This is a genomic window from Aquabacterium olei (assembly GCF_003100395.1).
Classification (GTDB): Bacteria; Pseudomonadota; Gammaproteobacteria; order Burkholderiales; family Burkholderiaceae_C; genus Aquabacterium; species Aquabacterium olei.
Genome location: NZ_CP029210.1, coordinates 448,996 through 467,346, shown reverse-complemented (window position 1 = coordinate 467,346; position 18,351 = coordinate 448,996). Strand labels below are relative to the sequence as shown.

Annotated in this window: 18 protein-coding genes; 7 read left to right on the top strand and 11 right to left on the bottom strand. The window is 69.2% G+C overall.

Going from position 1 to position 18,351, the window contains the following annotated elements; all coding sequences use genetic code 11:
- Positions 1 to 33 precede the first annotated feature (33 nt).
- From DEH84_RS02080 to purT, 3 genes are read left to right on the top strand one after another with little or no spacing between them, the layout of a single operon-like run.
- Complete coding sequence (locus tag DEH84_RS02080; RefSeq protein WP_109034308.1) at positions 34 to 966, top strand: helix-turn-helix domain-containing protein; 933 nt, start codon at positions 34 to 36, stop codon at positions 964 to 966.
- Positions 959 to 2,269 carry a sensor histidine kinase gene (locus DEH84_RS02075; protein ID WP_109034305.1) on the top strand — a complete coding sequence of 437 codons (1,311 nt, stop codon included), beginning with the start codon at positions 959 to 961 and terminating at the stop codon, positions 2,267 to 2,269. The genes DEH84_RS02080 and DEH84_RS02075 overlap by 8 nt, the downstream gene beginning before the upstream one ends.
- Before the next feature lie 10 nt (positions 2,270 to 2,279).
- Complete coding sequence (gene purT / locus DEH84_RS02070; RefSeq protein ID WP_109034303.1) at positions 2,280 to 3,515, top strand: formate-dependent phosphoribosylglycinamide formyltransferase; 1,236 nt, start codon at positions 2,280 to 2,282, stop codon at positions 3,513 to 3,515.
- Positions 3,516 to 3,535: 20 nt separating this feature from the next.
- Here the strand turns inward: purT and DEH84_RS02065 are convergent, their stop codons facing one another.
- On the bottom strand, positions 3,536 to 4,297 hold the full coding sequence (locus DEH84_RS02065) for a Crp/Fnr family transcriptional regulator (RefSeq protein WP_159098812.1): 762 nt from the start codon (positions 4,295 to 4,297) through the stop codon (positions 3,536 to 3,538).
- A gap of 165 nt (positions 4,298 to 4,462) precedes the next feature.
- Here DEH84_RS02065 and DEH84_RS02060 point away from each other — a divergent pair, with 165 nt between their 5' ends.
- The gene (locus DEH84_RS02060; RefSeq protein ID WP_109034299.1) at positions 4,463 to 4,780 is read left to right on the top strand and encodes a HigA family addiction module antitoxin; all 318 of its coding nucleotides are present in this window, start codon (positions 4,463 to 4,465) and stop codon (positions 4,778 to 4,780) included.
- Positions 4,781 to 4,834: 54 nt separating this feature from the next.
- On the opposite strand, the gene DEH84_RS02055 is transcribed toward DEH84_RS02060, so the two are convergent.
- From DEH84_RS02055 to DEH84_RS02035, 5 genes are all read right to left on the bottom strand, one after another.
- Positions 4,835 to 6,334, bottom strand: coding sequence for an AMP nucleosidase (locus tag DEH84_RS02055; RefSeq protein ID WP_109034297.1), 1,500 nt, complete (start codon positions 6,332 to 6,334; stop codon positions 4,835 to 4,837).
- Between the two features lie 209 nt (positions 6,335 to 6,543).
- A complete protein-coding gene (locus DEH84_RS02050) occupies positions 6,544 to 6,981 on the bottom strand; it encodes an ExbD/TolR family protein (protein WP_109034295.1) in 438 nt (145 codons plus the stop codon).
- A gap of 15 nt (positions 6,982 to 6,996) precedes the next feature.
- Positions 6,997 to 7,662, bottom strand: coding sequence for a MotA/TolQ/ExbB proton channel family protein (locus DEH84_RS02045; protein WP_109034293.1), 666 nt, complete (start codon positions 7,660 to 7,662; stop codon positions 6,997 to 6,999).
- 7 nt (positions 7,663 to 7,669) lie between these two features.
- Positions 7,670 to 8,488: a 4-hydroxy-tetrahydrodipicolinate reductase gene (gene dapB, locus DEH84_RS02040; RefSeq protein ID WP_109034291.1), complete on the bottom strand. Its 819-nt coding sequence runs from the start codon at positions 8,486 to 8,488 to the stop codon at positions 7,670 to 7,672.
- A gap of 49 nt (positions 8,489 to 8,537) precedes the next feature.
- Complete coding sequence (locus DEH84_RS02035; protein ID WP_109034289.1) at positions 8,538 to 9,080, bottom strand: outer membrane protein assembly factor BamE; 543 nt, start codon at positions 9,078 to 9,080, stop codon at positions 8,538 to 8,540.
- A gap of 126 nt (positions 9,081 to 9,206) precedes the next feature.
- On the opposite strand from DEH84_RS02035, the gene fur reads away from it, so the two are divergent.
- Entirely contained in the window at positions 9,207 to 9,644 is a 438-nt protein-coding gene (fur, locus tag DEH84_RS02030; protein WP_109034287.1) for a ferric iron uptake transcriptional regulator, read from the top strand.
- Positions 9,645 to 9,665: 21 nt separating this feature from the next.
- On the opposite strand, the gene hprK is transcribed toward fur, so the two are convergent.
- From hprK to hpf, 3 genes are all read right to left on the bottom strand, one after another.
- A complete protein-coding gene (hprK, locus tag DEH84_RS02025; RefSeq protein WP_109038155.1) occupies positions 9,666 to 10,616 on the bottom strand; it encodes an HPr(Ser) kinase/phosphatase in 951 nt (316 codons plus the stop codon).
- Positions 10,617 to 10,689: 73 nt separating this feature from the next.
- On the bottom strand, positions 10,690 to 11,160 hold the full coding sequence (ptsN, locus tag DEH84_RS02020) for a PTS IIA-like nitrogen regulatory protein PtsN (protein WP_109034285.1): 471 nt from the start codon (positions 11,158 to 11,160) through the stop codon (positions 10,690 to 10,692).
- A gap of 253 nt (positions 11,161 to 11,413) precedes the next feature.
- Positions 11,414 to 11,761, bottom strand: coding sequence for a ribosome hibernation-promoting factor, HPF/YfiA family (gene hpf / locus DEH84_RS02015; RefSeq protein WP_109034282.1), 348 nt, complete (start codon positions 11,759 to 11,761; stop codon positions 11,414 to 11,416).
- Between the two features lie 311 nt (positions 11,762 to 12,072).
- Between hpf and DEH84_RS02010 the strand changes: the two genes are divergently transcribed.
- Positions 12,073 to 13,872, top strand: coding sequence for a PglL family O-oligosaccharyltransferase (locus DEH84_RS02010; protein ID WP_159098811.1), 1,800 nt, complete (start codon positions 12,073 to 12,075; stop codon positions 13,870 to 13,872).
- Positions 13,873 to 13,904: 32 nt separating this feature from the next.
- Here DEH84_RS02010 and moaC read toward each other — a convergent pair whose 3' ends face one another.
- Positions 13,905 to 14,402, bottom strand: a complete 498-nt coding sequence (gene moaC, locus DEH84_RS02005) for a cyclic pyranopterin monophosphate synthase MoaC (RefSeq protein ID WP_109034278.1) — start codon at positions 14,400 to 14,402, stop codon at positions 13,905 to 13,907.
- A 129-nt stretch (positions 14,403 to 14,531) separates the two neighbouring features.
- On the opposite strand from moaC, the gene DEH84_RS02000 reads away from it, so the two are divergent.
- Complete coding sequence (locus tag DEH84_RS02000; RefSeq protein ID WP_245932658.1) at positions 14,532 to 16,187, top strand: M48 family metalloprotease; 1,656 nt, start codon at positions 14,532 to 14,534, stop codon at positions 16,185 to 16,187.
- A gap of 12 nt (positions 16,188 to 16,199) precedes the next feature.
- Here DEH84_RS02000 and DEH84_RS01995 read toward each other — a convergent pair whose 3' ends face one another.
- On the bottom strand, positions 16,200 to 18,341 hold the full coding sequence (locus tag DEH84_RS01995) for a TonB-dependent siderophore receptor (RefSeq protein WP_109034276.1): 2,142 nt from the start codon (positions 18,339 to 18,341) through the stop codon (positions 16,200 to 16,202).
- Positions 18,342 to 18,351: the final 10 nt, after the last annotated feature.

Below are 18,351 nucleotides of genomic sequence, written 5' to 3'. Positions count from 1 at the left end.
TAATCTGTTTCGCCTCCGCCCCGATTTCCCAAGATGGACCTGCCCCACGTCGACGACATCGAGCCTGCAGACGACACTGCGCACGCCGAAACGGCGGCGGCGGTGTCCAACCTGCTGGCGCGCCACGGCGTGCCTCCGCGCAATCAGGCGGCGCAAATCGCGCAAATTTGCGCGATTTCCATCAGCCAGGCACGACGCAAGCTGCGGGGCGCGGTGTGGCTGTTCGACGAGGTCCGCGCCGTGTGCACGCACGTGGGCGCCGGCCTTGATGAGCTCTTCGGTGCCCGCCCGGCGGCGGCCGCCCGGGGCGCGGGCCGCTCTACCTCGCCGGCGCCGGCGCTGCAACCCGCACAACTCCACATCGATGGTCTGCAACTCGACTGCTCCGTGCGCCTGGGCCCGGCGCTGACCGCAGGCGCCACGCCCGCGCTGGTCGCGCGGTATGCCGAGGGCCAGTGGCATGTCGGCACGCACGCGGCCTTGCAGGCCGTCGCGCCTTCGTCGCCCCACTACGCCGTGGACCACCTCCAGGTGCAGCCATGCCGTGAGCCCGAGCGCCCGCGTGTGGCGGTGGTCGACGATGACCGCGACGCCGCCGAGGCCCTGAGCGACTGGCTGCGCGAGTCCGGCTGGCAGGCGCAGCCTTACACGCAGCCGCAGGCCCTGATGGCCGAGCCCGCCCCGGTCCACGACGCGTACGTGATCGACCTGATCCTGGCCGGCGGGCAGACTTCGCAGGCGCTGGTCGAACGCATCCGGGCCAACCAGCCGCATGCCCCCATCGTGCTGCTCACGGGTCAGCTGCGCGAAGGCCGGGCGTCCGAAGCCACGCTGGCCACCCTGCTGCGCACGCAAGACGTCACGTTCTTCGAGAAACCTGTGCGGCCCGCCGTGCTGATGGCCGCCATTCAGAGCGGCCTCGACCGGCAGCGCCGCGGCGTGGCGCCCCTCCCCGCCGATGCCTGACACCGACACCCGGGCACTGGCCGCCCGGCGCGTGGCCCCGCTGTGCCTGCTCATCGGGCTGGGAAGCGCACTGCTCCTGTTGCACGACGGGGCGGCCGGGCTCAACCTCGGGTGGGAGCGACGGTTCGGGCCGCTGCTGGCCGTGCTCTACCTGGGCACCGCGCTGCTGTTGTGGTGGCGCCCGCGCTGGCTCGACGCGGTGATGGGCACCACCCTCGCCTGCACCGGCGCGTACTTCCTTGGCGTCATCCAGGAAGCCGCACGGCTCGACACCCCCGAAGGCCTGTACGCGGTCGGGGCCAACGCCCAGTTCATGCCGCTGATCTATGTGGGGGCCTTCGTCACGCTGCGACGCGGCGCCGTGTGGCTCAGCGGGGCCCTGTACATGGCGCTGGTGGCACTGTACGGCGCGCTGTACCTCACCGGGCCACCCGATGGGCTGTTCACACAATTCAGCATCCACATGTGGACCGTGCTGCTGCTCGTCCACCCGGCGTGCATTCTGGCCTTGCAGCACATCACCGCGCTGCGCGGCCGCCTGGGCCGCGCCGAACGGGAAGCCCACGCAGGCAAGGAGCGCTTTCTGGCCATGCTTTCGCACGAGATCCGCTCACCGTTGCAGACCATGCTGGGCTCCATCGACCTGCTCGCGCTGCGGCTGCACGACGAGCCCGCCCAGCGCGCGATCGACCGCCTGCGGCGCTCGGCCACGCAGCTGGAGGCACACCTGCGCGACGTGACCGAATACACCCGGCTCGAAAACCCCGAGTGGCAGTTGCACGAGGAGGACACCGACCTCGTCGCCCTCATCCGCGACGTCTGCGACCAGCTCGCCCCGCTGGCCGAGCACAAGCGACTGTCACTGCGCTGCGAGGTCGCCGATGCGCACGCCGGGCCGCTGTCGCTGCAGCGGGTCGATCCCGTGCGCCTGCGTCAGATCCTCGGCAACCTGGTCACCAACGCCATCAAGTACACCCCGGACGGCACGGTCTGCGTGCGCGCCGCGCTGGTGGGCCGCGCCCAAGGCCACACCGACCTTCGGCTGGAAGTTGAAGACAGCGGCATCGGCATCGATCCGGCCGAGCTGCACCGCATCTTCGAGCCTCACGTGCGGCTCGAAGCACCTGGCAACGAACGGGTGGCCGGCTCCGGCCTGGGGCTGGCGGTGGTCCAGCGGCTGGTGCAGCGCCTGGGCGGGCGCATCCTGGTCGACAGCCTGCCGGGCCAAGGATCCCGCTTCATCCTGACCCTCCCCTTGCCGCCCGCGCCGCCGCAGCGACAATCAAGGCCTGCCGTCACCTGATTGCCCCGCCATGAGCCCCCTTGCTGTCCAGACCCTGACCCTCGGTACCCCGCTGTCCCCTTCTGCCGTGCGCGTGATGCTGCTGGGCTCGGGCGAACTGGGCAAGGAAGTCCTGATCGCCCTGCAGCGTCTGGGTGTTGAAACCATTGCGGTCGACCGCTACGACCACGCCCCCGGCCAGCAGGTGGCGCACCACAGCCGCACCATCACCATGAGCGACCCAGCCCAGCTGCGCGCGCTGATCGAGGCCGAAAAGCCGCATCTGGTCGTGCCCGAGATCGAGGCCATCGCCACGCCGGTGCTGGAAGAGCTGGAGGCCGCAGGCGTCGTGCGCGTCATCCCCACGGCCCGCGCCGCGCGCCTCACCATGGACCGCGAAGGCATCCGCTGCCTGGCCGCCGAAACCCTCGGCCTGCCCACCAGCCCTTATCGCTTCTGTGATTCGCTGGCCGAGTTGCAGGCCGCCATCGACGACGGCATCGGCTACCCGTGCGTGGTCAAGCCTGTCATGAGCTCGTCGGGCAAGGGCCAGAGCAAGATCGACGGCCCCGACGACGTGGCCGCGGCGTGGGATCACGCGATGGCCGGCGGCCGGGTCAGCCACGGCCGCGTCATCGTCGAAGGCTTCATCGACTTCGATTACGAGATCACCCTGCTCACCGTGCGCGCAGCCGGCCAGGGCGACCAGCTCGGCGAGGTCGTCACCCACTTCTGCGAGCCCATCGGCCACAGGCAGGTCAGCGGTGACTACGTCGAAAGCTGGCAGCCCCAGCCCATGTCGCCCGTGGCCCTCGAGCGCGCCCGCGAAATCGCCCGCGCCGTGACGGGCAACCTCGGCGGCCAGGGGCTGTTCGGCGTCGAGCTCTTCGTCAAGGGTGACGCGGTGTGGTTCAGCGAGGTCAGCCCCCGGCCGCACGACACCGGGCTGGTGACGCTGAGCACGCAGGTGCAGAGCGAGTTCGAACTGCACGCGCGCGCCATCCTCGGCCTGCCGGTCGACACCAGCCTGCGGCAGGCGGGGGCTTCGGCGGTGATCTACGGTGGCGTCGATGCACAGGACGTCGTGTTCGACGGCGTCGCCGAGGCCCTGGCCGAACCGGGCACCGATCTGCGCCTGTTCGGCAAGCCTGAAAGCTTCGTCAAGCGCCGCCTGGGCGTCGCGCTGGCCACCGACACCGCCGTGGACGCCGCCCGTGCCAAGGCCGTGCGCGCGGCCAGCCGGGTGCGTCCGCGGGCGCGCGGCTGAGCCGGCCCGCCCGCAGCGACTCAGGCGGTTGTGTTCGCGGGCAGCGCCCGGCCAGCCAGACCCGGATCCAACTGACCGGCGCGCGCCACCAGCGCCGGCAGGTCGATGATCTCGATCTCTGCGTAGTGCAAGGCCAGGACCCCTTCGCGCGCCAGCGTGCGCAGCGCCTTGTTCACGGTCTGCCGTGACACCCCGAGCATGCTGGCAAGGTATTCCTGCGGCAGACGCAAGTGGCGCCGCGGCTCGTTCTGCGTCGACTGGCCGAAGCCGGTCGCAAAAAACAGCAACCGGCGCGCCAGCACCTGCTGCAGGGGCAGCGTCGCCGCATCCTCCATGGCCGTCAGCATCAGGCGCACCTTGCCGCACGCCAGCCGGGCGATGTCGCGCCAGCACTCCGGGTGCGCGTCCAGCCAGGGCTCGATCTGCGCACGGGGCACGACCAGCACCGTGCTGTCCACATCGGCCAGCGCGTGCTGGCTGCGGGGCTGCCGGTCGATGAGGGCGATCTCTCCGAACCAGTGATAGGGCTCGAGGTAGAGCGTCAACCGCAGCGAGCCGTCGCGCGGGTCGGTCGAGCCGACTTTCAGCGCACCGGCCACCACACAGTAGAGACCGTCGTGGTGCTCGCCGCGTGCAAACAGCATCTCGCCTGCCTTCACCGTCACCAGCCGCGCGCGCTCGGTCAGCGCAAGCTGCATGTGCTCCGGACAGCTGCCGAACCACACGTGCGTGCGCAGTGCGGGCAGCAGGCTGGAAGGGGTCGGAAAAGGGCGGGGACTCATGGACATCCGGGCGGGGCCATCACCAAATCAGTACGGGTGGGGACAATCGCACGACAATCCCCCGTAATGGTTAGATGCGGGGCATCTAATTGTCGAACGATTGACAGTCTGATCCGGGTAAACCACATACGATCATCACAGTATCCCTCCAAAACGATCAGGACCATGACTCCCTCCCAAGCTGTGCACCCCGGCGCCATCCTCCGCTCCCAGTTCATGGCGCCGCACGGGCTGTCCGCCAGTGGTCTGGCGATCCGCCTCCACGTGCCGGCACCGCGCGTGAACGACATCGTCCGGGAGCGTCGCGGCATCAGCCCGGACTCGGCGCTGCGTCTGGCCCGTTTCTTCGGCACGACGCCGCAGTACTGGATGGACCTCCAGACGGCCTACGACCTGAAAGTGGCCGAGCACGCCGCCGGCGAGCAGATCCGCCGCGAAGTGGCCCCGGTGCAGGAGTCCCGGGTGCTGGCCAACGCGGCCTGATCGACACCTAACCTTTTCAGGTTAATCACCCACCCTCCCCGGGTGGGCGAGGCCTCACTGGAAGGCCACCTCGGCAAAGCTGCGCAGCTTGCGGCTGTGCAATTGCCCCGCCCGGTCACCGCGCAGGCGCTCCACCGCCCGCAGGCCGATGCGCAGATGCTGGTCCACCCGCTCGCGGTAGAACTGGTTCGCCATGCCCGGCAGCTTCAGCTCGCCATGCAGCGGCTTGTCGCTCACGCACAGCAGCGTGCCATACGGCACCCGGAAGCGGAAGCCGTTGGCCGCGATCGTTGCACTCTCCATGTCCAGCGCCACCGCGCGGCTCTGACTGAAGCGCCGCTCGGGTTCGCGCTGCGGCAACAGCTCCCAATTGCGGTTGTCGGTCGACGCCACCGTGCCGGTGCGCATGATGCGCTTGAGTTCGTAGCCGTGCAGCTTCGTCACATCGGCCACCGCGCCTTCCAGCGCCAGCTGGATTTCGGCGAGCGGCGGGATCGGCACCCACAGCGGCAGGTCTTCGTCGAGCACGTGGTCCTCGCGCACATAGCCGTGGGCCAGCACGTAGTCGCCCAGCTGCTGTGAATTGCGCAGGCCGGCGCAGTGACCCAGCATGATCCACGCGTGCGGGCGCAGCACCGCAATGTGGTCGGTGATGGTCTTGGCGTTGGCCGGGCCCACCCCGATGTTCACCATCGTGACGCCGCTGCGGTCCTTGCGCATGAGGTGATAGGCCGGCATCTGCGGCAGGCGCGGCGGCACGGCCCCCAGCGCGTCGCCGAGCTCCACCGCCTGACCCACGCGGCGTGTGACGACGTTGCCCGGCTCGATGAACGCGATGCAGTCGTCGTCGTCACGCGGGTTGGCCGGGTCGGGCGCACGGCGCATCAGCTCGTGCCCCATGCGCACGAACTCGTCGATGTAGAACTGGTAGTTCGTGAACAGCACGAAGTTCTGGAAGTGCTCGGGCGAGGTGCCGGTGTAGTGGCGCAGCCGGTGCAGCGAGTAATCCACGCGCGGCGCGGTGAACAACGCCAGCGGGCGCGCCCCGCCCCGGGTTTCGTAGGTGCCGTTGGCGATGCCATCGTCCATCGAGGCCAGGTCGGGCAGGTCGAACTGGTCTCGCAACAGCAGCCGCCGCTCGGGGCTCAGGCTGCCTTCCAGGTGCTGGTGCTCGCCCAGGCTGAAGTGCACGGGGATCGGGTCGGCGCCCAGCCCCACCTCGATCGGCACGCGGTGGTTTTCCAGCAGCAACTGGAACTGCTCGCGGTAGTAGTTCGCAAACAGGTCCGGCCGCGTCACCGTGGTCTCGTACGTACCCGGTCCGGCGACGAAGCCGTACGACAGCCGCGAGTCGGCACGCGCCACGGTATCGGTGTGCACGCGCACGAAGGGGTACTTGGCGCGCACGTGGTGCCGGAAGGTCTCACCGGCGACGAAACGCTGCAGGCTGTCGCGCAGGTAGGCGATCTGGGCATCGTAGAGCTGCGTCACATGGCGCAGCGCGGCGTCGGCGTTGTCGAAACGCTGGGTCGGGAACTTCGGAGGGGTGGCCATGAGGGATGGAACCAGATGGGATCCGCTGACACGATGCGATCCATTGTGCGCGCGCTGGCCGGCCCGTGCGGTGCAGCGGGCCACGTGCCCATCCGGCTGTCGTGGCGCGTCAACAGGGCACCCGGTCAGCGCGCAATCCGCTTGATCGCACGCGCGGCGGGCACGACACTGGTCGGTGGCGCACCCGCTTGGCCGTACGCGGGCCAGGCTCAGGGCGCGGCGGCTGCCTCGCCCTGCGGCCCTTCCGTCACGAAGGCGATGCGGTTGAGCCCCGCCTGCTGCAGCAGTCCGATCAGTTCGGCCACCTGGCCATAGGGCACCACCTTGTCGGCGCGCAGCTGCACCTCGGTGTCGGGTTTCTGCTCGGCCTGGGCCTTGGCCTGAGCGCGCAGCACGTCGACGGTCACCACCGTGTCGTCGAGGTGCAGCAGGCCATCGGCCGTGAGCGCCACAGTGAACGTGGCCGGCGCAGGCTCGGCGCTGGGCGCCGGGGCCTTGGGCAGATCGAGCTTGAGGCGCGAGGTCATCAACGGCGCGGTCAGCATGAAGATGACCAGCAGCACGAGCATCACGTCGATGAGCGGCGTCATGTTGATTTCGCTCATGGGCTGGCTGCCCTGGGGACGCTCGAGTCGACCGAAAGCCATCGCGCGCCTGCCGGTTCAGCCGCGCGACGCGGGGGTGTCGTCGGCCAGCAGCGCCTCGCGCAGGTCGTGCGCAAAGCCTTCCAGGTCGGCCTCGCAGGCCGAGATGTACTTGCCGAACAGGTTGTAGGCCAGCACGGCGGGGATGGCCACCGCCAGGCCGGCGGCCGTCATGATGAGGGCCTCGCCCACGGGGCCCGCCACCTTGTCGATGCTCACCGCGCCTTCGCTGCTGATGCTCATCATCGCGTGGTAGATGCCCCAGACGGTGCCGAACAGCCCCACGAACGGCGACACAGCCCCTACAGATGCCAGCAGCACCTGCCCGGCCTGCAAGCGGGCCAGCACGGCATGCAGGCTGTCGCGCAGGCGGCGCGTGAGTTGCGCGCCGCGGTCGGCGCGGCCTTCCAGCGTGCCGGTGCCCACGGGTTCGCTCACGGCGTCGACCAGGGGCAGGAGCACGGCCTCGCGGTCAACGGCGCCCAACGCCGCACGGGCCTGTGCCAGGTCAGCCGCCTGCCAGAACACGCGGGCGCCCTGCGCCAGATCGCGACGGGCCCGGCTGATGAGCCAGCCCTTCCAGAAGATGACGACCCACGCGCCGATCGACATCAGCAGCAGCATGATGGCCACCGCGCGCCCGACGGCGTCGCCCTGCTCCCAGAAATGCGTCCAGCCGGCCATGGGTTGCTTACTTCAGGCCGAGCACGTCGTCCATGCCGAACAGGCCATGCGGCTGGTGCGCCAGGAAGCGCACGGCACGCAGGCTGCCCTGGGCGTAAGTGGCGCGGCTGGATGACTTGTGCGTAATCTCGATGCGCTCGCCAATGCCGGCAAACAGCACGGTGTGGTCGCCCACGACGTCGCCCCCGCGGATGGTGGCAAAGCCGATGGTGCTCGGGTCGCGCTCGCCGGTGACGCCTTCGCGGCCGTACACGGCGCATTCCTTGAGGTCACGGCCCACGGCCTCGGCCACCACCTCGCCCATCTTCAGGGCGGTGCCGCTGGGCGCATCCACCTTGTGGCGGTGGTGGGCCTCGATGATCTCGATGTCGTAGCCTTCCTTGAGCGCCTTGGCCGCCTGGGCCAGCAGCTTGAAGACGACGTTGACGCCCACGGCCATGTTGGGGGCCATCACGATGGCGATGTCCCGGGCGGCGTCTTCAATTTCGGCCTTCTGCTCGTCGGTGAAGCCGGTCGTGCCGATCACCATCTTGACGCCCAGCTCGCGGCACACGCGCAGGTGGGCCATCGTGCCTTCGGGGCGGGTGAAGTCGATCAGGAAGCGCGCATCCTTCAGGCCCTGATGCAGGTCGGCGGCGATGGCCACGCCGCTGGTCTGCCCCAGAAAGGCGGTGGCATCGGCGCCGACCGCCGGGCTGGCCGCGATGTCGAGTGCGCCAGCCAGGCGGGCGTCCGGGGCGGCCTGCACGGCCTCGACCAGCATGCGGCCCATGCGGCCGGAAGCGCCGGCAATGGCGATCAGATGGGTGGCGTCGGTGTTGCTCATGTGTGTGCGTGCGATGTCTGGGGCGGGGCCGGCAGGCGGCCCGGGCGGGTCAGGGACGGCCGGCTTCGAGCGGCGGGTACTCGCGTGCGGCGCCTTGCGGCTGCTTGCGGACCTCGGTCTCGGTTTTGGGCGGTTTGGGCAGCGCCTGAATCTGTTCCGCCGTGAGGTTCGGCTCGGCCTTGCGCGTCACGGGCTTGTCGATCGAGGAGACGAAGGCCTGCTCGGAGGGCAGCGGCTCGGTGTCGAAGCGCTCGACGGCGTCGTTCTTGAAGAACACGCTCACCACGCGCCGCTGGTCGGGCACCCCCTGGCGGCGGATGGTGAAGACGTAATCCCAGCGGTCGGCGTGGAAGGGGTCGGCCAGCAGCGGTGTGCCCAGGATCTCGCGAACCTGCATGCGCCCCAGCCCGGGCTGGATCTGCGCCATGATTTCCTGCGTGACGACGTTGCCCTGCACGATGTCGACGCGGTAGGGTTCCAACAGGCCGAACAGCGTTTCAGGTTTGCTGAGGGAGACCGTGCTCGAGCAGGCCGAAAGCAGCGCCAGCGGCACCAGGGCCAGCACAGCGCGACGGAGAAAAGGCAGCGTCATGGGTACGGTCTTCTTCGATCTGAAGGGCTCGACAAGGCCTCACGCCAGCGCGGGAGGGGGGCAAGTCGATATCATTGGGCATTCTAGCGGGGGTCGAGACCGCCTGCCCGCACCCTGGAGACCGACATGAACCACGCCGAAGAACTCAAGAGCAGCGGGCTGAAGGCCACCCTGCCCCGCATCAAGATCCTGGAGGTCTTCCAGCAGACTGCGCAGCGCCACATGACGGCCGAAGACGTCTACAAGGTGCTGCTGGCCGAGGGCTCCGACATCGGGCTGGCCACGGTCTACCGCGTGCTGATGCAGTTCGAGCAGGCCGGCATCCTGTCGCGCAACCACTTCGAAGCCGGCAAGGCTGTGTTCGAACTCAACGAGGGCAAGCACCACGACCATCTGGTGTGCGTGAACTGCGGTCGTGTCGAAGAGTTCTACGATGCCGAGATCGAGCGGCGCCAGCAGGAAATCGCCGCCGAGCGCGGCTACAAGCTGCACGACCACGCCCTGTCGCTGTATATCGAGTGCAACCGCCCGGACTGCACGGGCAAGGGCACCGGCACGCGCTGACCGCCCGAGCGGCGGCGGCGATCAGAAGCTGCCGCCGCGTTCCATCGCGCGCTGGTGGCGCTCGATGAATTCCTTGTAGGTGTCGATGCCGCGCAGTTGCAGCACCGTGTTGCGCACGGCGGCCTCCACCAGCACGGCCAGGTTGCGCCCGGCGTCCACCGCGATCACCGCCTTGCGGATCGGCACGCCCATGACCTCTTCATACAGTGGCTCATAAGGCAGGCGCTCGAATTCGCGCTCCATCGTTTCCTTGCGCACCAGGTGCACGATGAGCTTGAGGCGCATCTTGCGGCGCACGGCCGTTTCGCCAAAGATGGCCTTGATGTCGAGCAGGCCGATGCCGCGCACTTCCAGCAGGTTGCGCAACAGCTCGGGGCAGCGCCCTTCGACGGCATTGCGCGACACGCGGTAGAGGTCGACGGCGTCATCGGCCACCAGACCGTGGCCGCGCGAGATCAGTTCCAGCCCCAGTTCGCTCTTGCCCAGGCCGGATTCGCCCGTCAGCAGCACGCCCAGGCCCAGGATGTCCATGAACACGCCGTGGCGCGTGATGCGCTCGGCGAAGTGCTGGGTCAGGTAGCTGCGCAGCACGTCGATGACGTGGCCTGCCGGCTCCTTGGTGACGAACAACGGGATGCCAGCGCGGCCGCACATGGCCACCAGGCGGTCGGAGGGGACTTCTCCGTCGGCCACCACCACCACGGGCGGCTCCAGCGTCACGATGCGCTGGATGCGGCGTTCCTGGTCTTCCGGGGTGGAGTTGGTTAAGTAGGCCGTCTCGCGGCGCCCGACGATCTGCACCCGGTAGGGGTGGATGTAATTCAGGTAGCCCACCAGGTCGGCGGCCGACTGGGCCGCGTGCACCGCCTCTTCGTCGAAACGGCGCTCAGGGTGGGCGTGGCCCGCGATCCACTCCCAGCGCAGCGAGGTGCGGTTGGCTTCGAACAGTGCCTCGGCACTGATGACGGCGATGTCTTTGACGCTCACGGGGACAGGATGCCTTCAGAACGGGGTCACGCCATGATGCCCGATGAACGCGGCGTGGTCAGGCCACCGACTTCAGGGGCTGCCACCGTTCGATCAGGCCGTGCACCTCGGCGGCGCTGCCTTCGGTCTTGAGGCGATCGCGCAGTTCGCGGTCGGAGAGCAACTCGGCAATCTCGGACAGGATTTCGAGGTGGCGCTGGGTGGCGGCCTCGGGCACCAGCAGGAAGATCAGAAGGTTGACGGGCTCGTCGTCCGGCGCGTCGAACGGGATGGCCTGGCTCAGCCGGATGACAGCGGCCAGCGGGTTCTTCAGCCCCTTGATGCGGCCATGCGGAATGGCGACGCCGTGGCCCAGGCCGGTCGACCCCAGGCGCTCGCGGGCGAACAGGTTGTCCGTGACGATGGCGCGGGCGATGGCGTTCTGGTTCTCGAACAGCAACCCGGCTTGCTCGAAGACGCGCTTCTTGCTGCTGGCGTCGACGTCCACCAGCACCTGGCCGGGGGTAAGGATGGCTGCGAGACGGTTCATCTTGTTACAAGCGGGTACGACGGCGGGATGCCTTGGCACCGCTTCCGGGGTCGGATGAGGGGCGGATTATAGGGAACTGGCAGACCGACACGGTACCGTCAAATTCCATTGATGTGCGGGATTCTGCATCCGCTGCTGCACCGCAGCAAGCAAAAAATCACATTTCCGCTGGTACCGGGACCACGAAAAACGGCCCCGAAGGGCCGTCGTCTGGGTCGGTCATGCGCCGAGGGCTCGGCGCGCGGCCAGTGGGTCACTGGGCGCTGTCCCAGTTCCCTTCGCGCTTGGGCGAGGTGTGGTGGTGATCCTGCACCTTGTCCTTGTGGCGACAGACCTGGCGGTCCAGCTTGTCCATCAACTGATCAATGGCGGCGTACAGATCCTCGTGCGAAGTTTCAACAAAGATGTCCTTGCCCTTCACGTGCAGGTTGACTTCAGCCTTCTGGCGGCGATCCTTTTCCTTTTGCTTTTCAACACTGAGCAGGACAGTCACGTCCACGACCTGGTCGAAATGACGGGTCACCCGATCCAGCTTGGTCAGAACGTACTCACGCAGGGCGGGAGTCACTTCAAGATGGTGGCCACTGATCGTCAAATTCATACTGCCTCCTTTCGAGAGCAGAAAGGTTGAGAACATCCGGCCCCGGCCCAAAAAGGCGTGACCGGACACCCAGTGTGCGCGCGGCGCCAGCGTGTGACAAGGGCATGACATTGGTGTTTGTATGGGGGTCGCGACGCCGCGTGCAGAAAGGCCGCAAACGCTTGAGACAGCGCAAGAAACACGGGTTTGCGAGGCTGGCCGGCGCCGCAGGTGTGTGCAGCGTCTGCCGAGCCGGCCTGCCCGCATGGGCGATCTCCACCGGCGCAGCAGGGGGGGCAAGGAGGCCGGGCTGTGGCCCGACAATACCGGCCATGACGCAAGATGCCCTCGCCCGGACCGCGCCGGCCGGCCTCGCAGCCCGCTGGTGGCCACTGGCCCTGCTCGCCATCGCCGCTCCGACGCTGATCGCGGCCCATGACCCGCCCTCCGTGACGTTCTACAACCAGGCCCTGGCGGTGCTGGGCTGGGGGCTGCTGATCGCGATGATGGCTGCCGCCCCGCTGCCCCCCGGCGCCCGTGCAGGCGGAGCGGTGCGGGCCCTGCTGGGTGTGCTGGGCATGCACGCAGCGCTCGCCGCATGGGCCGCACTGGGCGGCCCCCTGCCGGCCGGGCTGGCGATGATGGGGGCAGGCCTGGGCCTGGCGGCCCTGTTTGCGGTGTGGGCCGGATGGCGCGGCGGGCGCAGCACGGCCGGGGAACTGGCCGCCGACGTGTTCTTCGGCGCCCTGGCTGCGGCCGGGGCCATCGGGATCGCCCTGGCGGCCGTGCAGGTCTTTCATCCTGCCTGGGCAGACGGCCGGCTGTTGGCCGCGCCGGTGGTGGCGGGCCGGGCCGTGGGCAACCTGCGCCAGCCCAACCATTTCAGCACCCTGCTGGTGTGGGGCTGTTGTGCAGCCGTCTGGCTGAGCCAGCGCCGGCGCCTGCCGGAGGGGGTCTGCGCAGCCCTGGTCGCCCTGTTCATCGGCGGGGTGGTGTGGACGGCCTCGCGCACGGGCATGGTCGGCATGGTGTTCCTGTGCCTGTGGGGGCTGCTGGACCGCAACCTGTCGCGCCGCATGCGGGTTGTGGTGGCCGGTGCGCCCGTGTGGTACGCCGCGTGGTGGGGCCTGATGTGGGCCTGGTCCCATCTGGACGGCGGCGTGGCGTTTGCGGCCGAGGCTCGCTTGCACGATGGCAGCGACATCTCGAGCTCCCGCTTTGCCATCTGGTCGAATGTGCTGTCACTGATCCGCATGCACCCGTGGACCGGTGTGGGCTTCGGCGAATTCAACGTCGCCTGGACCTTCACGCCCTTCCCCGACCGTCCGGTGGCGTTCTTCGACCACACCCACAACCTGCTGCTGCAGTGGGCGGTCGAGTTCGGCGTGCCGCTTGCCCTGCTGATGACGGGGCTGTGCCTGTGGGCGTTCGTGGCGCTGTTTCGTCGCCCGGCGCGCAAGGCGATATCGGCACCTTCGCCAGCGCCGGCCGCTGCCGTGATCGTGGCGCTGGCCGGCCTGCACAGCCTGCTGGAGTACCCGCTCTGGTACAGCTACTTCCTGCTGCCGGCCGCCTTTGCCTGGGGATTGGGCCTGGGTGCGCGCGAGGCCGCTTGCGACCTGGACACGGCATCGTCGGGTGCGCCCGCGACAGGCCGGCTCGGTGCCCACGCGCTGACCGCCGCCGGCCTGCTGACGGCGCTGGGTGCGGTGTGGTGTGCGGTGGACTACCAGTCCGCCGCCAACATCTACGCACCACGCGCCGGGGCCGGGCCCCTGGCCGACCGTGTTGCCCGCGGCCAGCGCATGCCGTGGTTCGGATACCAGGCGGACTATGCGGCCGTCACCACCGCCGATGGCGACGAGCCGAGCCTGCCCCCGGCGGCCTTCCGCCGCACGCTGCACAACCTGGTGGACGCCCGCCTGATGATCGCCTACGCGCGCTCACTGGCGGAGCACGGCCAGGTCGACCAGGCCCGCTACGTGGTCGCGCGGCTCAAGGAGTTCCGCAACCCCATGACACGGTCCTTCATGGCCCCGTGCGACACCGAACCAGAGGACGACGAGCCGCTGCCATTCCAGTGCACGCCCCCGGCGCACGACTACACGTGGAGACAGTTGCTCCCCCGTTGATACGCCGAGGTGGCGAAGGCGGACCGTGGCGATCAGGCTGCGGGCAGGTCGCCCTCGGCGCGCACCCAGTGGCCGCTCTTGCCGCCCTGTTTTTCCAGCAGGCCCACATCGGTGATCAGCATGCCGCGGTCGGCGGCCTTGCACATGTCGTACACCGTCAGCAGCCCCACCTGCACGGCGGTGAGGGCCTCCATCTCCACGCCCGTCGGGCCCACGGTCTGCACCGTGGCCTGGCAGCGCACGGCGCAAGGGCTGTCTTCCAGCGTCAGTTCCACCGCCACGCGCGACAGGGCGAGCGGGTGGCACAGCGGAATCAGGTCCGCCGTGCGCTTGGCCCCCTGGATGGCGGCAATGCGGGCGACGCCCAGCACGTCGCCCTTGCCGGCGCGGCCTTCGCGGATCAGTGCCAGCGTCTCGGGTTGCATGCGGATGCGGCCTTCGGCCACGGCCACACGGACGGTCGGCGCCTTGGCCGAGACATCGACCATGTGCGCTTGGCCTTCGCTGTCGAAATGGGTGAGAACGGACATGGCGGACGATCTGCTCAAGGGTAAAGAAACACAAAACAGCCCGGCTGGCAGGGGCTTCCGCTCAGGGATGCACCGCCGGCCGCGCCGGTTCGCAGCATACTGCGCAGTCCACCTGTTGCCATGGTGCCCATGCTGATGCGTCCCCTGCGCCGAGCGGCCCGCCGCCTGCCCTCCCCTCGTTTTACTGCCCTGCACGGCGCCAGGCGGCACGCCATCGTGGCGGCACTGCTGCTTGGCAGTTGGGCCGCCGGGCCGGTGGCCCAGGCCCAGGCCCAGGAGGCCACGCCGAACGCCCTGCCGGCCCTGGGTGATGCGATCTCGCAGGAGCTGTCGCCGGTGGCCGAGCGCCGGCTGGGCGACCGCATCATGCGCAGCATCCGCCGCGACCCGGACATCGTGGACGACCCGTTGGTACAGGCCTACATCGAACAGCTGTGGCGCGGCCTGCTGGTGGCCGGGCGACTGCGCGGAGAGATCGGGCCCGAGCTCGACAGTGCCCATGCGTGGACGCCCTTCCTGATCCGCGACCGATCGGTGAACGCCTTTGCACTGCCCGGCGGCTACATCGGCGTGCACCTGGGCCTGATCGCCATGACGAACACGGCCGACGAACTGGCCTCCGTGCTGGCGCACGAGTTGTCGCACGTGACGCAACGCCACATCGCGCGGATGATCGGGCAGCAATCGCGCACCTCGTGGGTGAGCATCGCAACGATGATCGCCGGCATCCTCGCGGCGAGCCGCAACGCGCAGGCCGCGCAGGCGCTGATCTATGGCGGCCAGGCCGTAACGGCGCAGACGCAGCTGAACTTCTCGCGCGACATGGAGCGCGAGGCCGATCGCGTCGGCTTCGGCGTGCTGGCCCAGGCCGGCTACGACGTGGCGGGCATGGCCTCGATGTTCGAGATGCTGCAGCAGGCCTCGCGCCTGAACGACGACGGCAGCTACCCCTACCTTCGCACCCACCCGCTGACCAGCGAACGCATTGGCGACGCACGCGCCCGGGTGGGCCTTGCGCATGACCGGGCCGGGCCGCTGGCCAGCCGGCCGGATGGCGAACGGGCCGCCTGGCACGCGCTGATGGCCGCCCGCTCACGCGTGCTGATGGACACGCGCAGCGTGGCGCTGCAGGCCTTGCTGCAGCAGGAAGCGCCGGCCAACGCCACGCCGATGCAGCGTGTGGCGCGGCACTACACCACCATGCTGGCCGCACAGCGCGGCGGCGCGCCCTCACAGGCCATGGCGGCCCTCGCCCAGGCTCGCGACGCGGCACGCGCCCTGCCGGCCGTGCAGCAACAGGTGGCCCTGCGGGTGCTGGATCTTGGCGAAGCCGAGAACCGCCTGCGGGATCGCCAGCCGGCGGCCGCCGCGGAGGCGCTGTCTCGTGCCATCGCCGCGGGGGCCAGCGCCGACGCCCGCCCGGAACTGCTGATGGCCGCCCAGATCGCGCTGGCGGCGCCACCCGGCGTCGCGCGGCGCGCCCATGCCGAGCAGGTGGCCGAGCGCCTGCAGAGCCAGGTGAGCCGCCAGCCGGACGACGCCACCGCCTGGACGCTGCTGGCCAGCCTGTGGGCGGAACTCGATCAGCCTGTACGGGCTGTGCGGGCCGAGGCCGAAGCCGTGGCCGCATTGGGTGACCTGCCCGGCGCCATCGAGCGGGTGCAGGGCGCCCGAACCCGCTTCCGTCAGCCGGACGCGGCCGAGGTGATCGAATTGAGCGTGATGGACGCGCGCATGAAGGCATGGATGCGCCAGCAGCGCGCCGACCTGCAGGACGGCAGCTGATGCCGACGCCGTTCAGTACGTCCAGTTCACACTGACCTGGCCGTGGCGCGGTGCGCCGTAGAAGGCCTGATCCCAGTAGAGGCTGTTGATGTATTTCTGGTCGGTGAGGTTGCGGATCTGCGCCGAGACCTTCCAGTGCTTGTCGATCTGGTAGCTGGCGCCGACATCCAGCAGCGCATGGCTGTCCTGCGTGGCGCGCACGCCGCCGATGTCGCGGTAAATAGCCGACTGCCAGCGCAGGGCCGCGGTGGTGCTCAGCCTGCCGGTGGCGGCGTAGCGCACGCTCACCCGCGCCGTGTCGCGCGGCAGAAAGGTGCGCGTGTCCTGGCCATCGGCATCTTCGATGTCCGTGTGTGTGAGGCTGGCGCTCAATTCCACACCCTCGGCCACGCGCCCGGTGGCTTCCAGCTCGATGCCCTGGCTCCGCGCATCGGTGGCTGAATACACATTGCGCCCCTCCACCCAGGTCGCGTCACCCGCGAGGCCGTCCTGACGCGTCCGGAACACGGCCGCCAGCAGGCTCAGCTTGCGATCCAGCAGGTCGGCCTTCAGCCCCACTTCGGCGTTGGTGCCGCGCACGGGCGCCAGTGGCTTGCCATCGGCGTTCACCTCGGTCTGAGGCTTGTAGATCTGCGTGTGGCTTGCATAGGCCGACAGCGCCGGGGTCAGGGTCCACACGGCGCCCAGGTAGGGCGTCAGCCGCGTCGCGTCGTAGACATGGGGCACGCCATAGCTGAGGCCGCTTGAACGGATGTGCAGCAGTTGCGCCCCGGTGATCAGCTTCACCGCGTCGCTCAGGCTGAAGCGCGCAGCGCCATACACGCCCTGGCGCTCCAGATCGAAGGACGAGCCGGCAAAGCTCGCGTCCATCGCCGGCTTCGCGAAGCGACCATCCCAGTTGTCCAGCATCGCCCCCAGGTCCGTGAAACGCGAACCGGCATAGCTCGCATAGCCCGATTGCTCGGTCGCATCTTCCTTCGCCCAGTTGGCGCCAACCACCGCTTCGTGCTGGCGCCCCGCCAGCGAGAACGGCCCGCTGGCCTGCACATGCAGCAGGTCCTGCGTGTAGTCGCCACGGAAGGCCGACGGGTAGCCATACAGCCCGGCAGCGCTGCCCTGTACCGGCGTGCCGAACACGTACAGCAGCTCCGAATCCGACTTGTTGCTGCGGTGGGTCAGCCCGGTGCGCAGCTGCCAGCCCTGGCCGAAGTCGTGGCTCAGTTCAGCGGTCAGTCGCCGCTCCTTGTTGTTCCACCAGGTCCAGTCGGCGGCCGTGTTCGTCGACACGTCGTAGTCGGTCTGCGTGCCGTTGGTGTCGTTCATCGGCAGCGCGCCCCAGAAGGGGCTGCGGGCGCGGCTCTCACGCTCCAGCCAGCCGAGCGAGAGGGTGGTGTGACGGCTCAGGTCGATGTCGACGGCGCCATACAGCGTGTACAGGCGCTTGCCATGGCGGTCGAGGTAGCTGTCGCTGTCCTGGGCTGCACCGACCAGGCGCCCACGCACAGACCCGTCGGCATTCAGCGCACCCGACACATCGCCCTCCAGCCGAACCTTGTTCCACGACCCGAGCGTGAGCCCGCCCGAGGCCTGGAAGGCCGACGTCGGCTTCTTGCGCACGAAGTTGATCGTGGCCGATGGCAGCCCCGTGCCCGTCAGCAGACCATTGGCCCCGCGCAGCACGTCGATGCGGTCGTACACGATGGTGTCGACCTCGCCCCATTGGGCCCCGTTCGTGAACGGCAGGCCGATCCCATCGAGCTGAAAGTTGTCGATGTCGAAGCCGCGCGCCGAGTAGTAGGTGCGATCGGTTTCGACGCGCTCCACCGTCACGCCCGGCGCAAACGCCAGGGCATCGTTGACCGTGCCGAGCCCGAAGTCATCCAGCTGGCTGCGGGTGATGGTGCTGATGGCCTGCGGTGTTTCACGCGGGGTGAGTGCCAGCCCGGTGGCCGTGCGCGAGCGGCCGGCCCGGTAGGAGGCGCGCCCCTCGGTGGGCGCCTCCTCCTTGCGGGCGGTGACGGACACCCCCTGCACGCTGTCGACAGCGGGCTCGGGGCTTTGCGCCCAGGCGGTGGCCGGGATGGCGGTGATGAGCCCGCTCAGCACGAGCAGGGAGGGAGCCGCCGCAACGCGGCGAAGCAGGATGGCAGACATGGCACAGCAC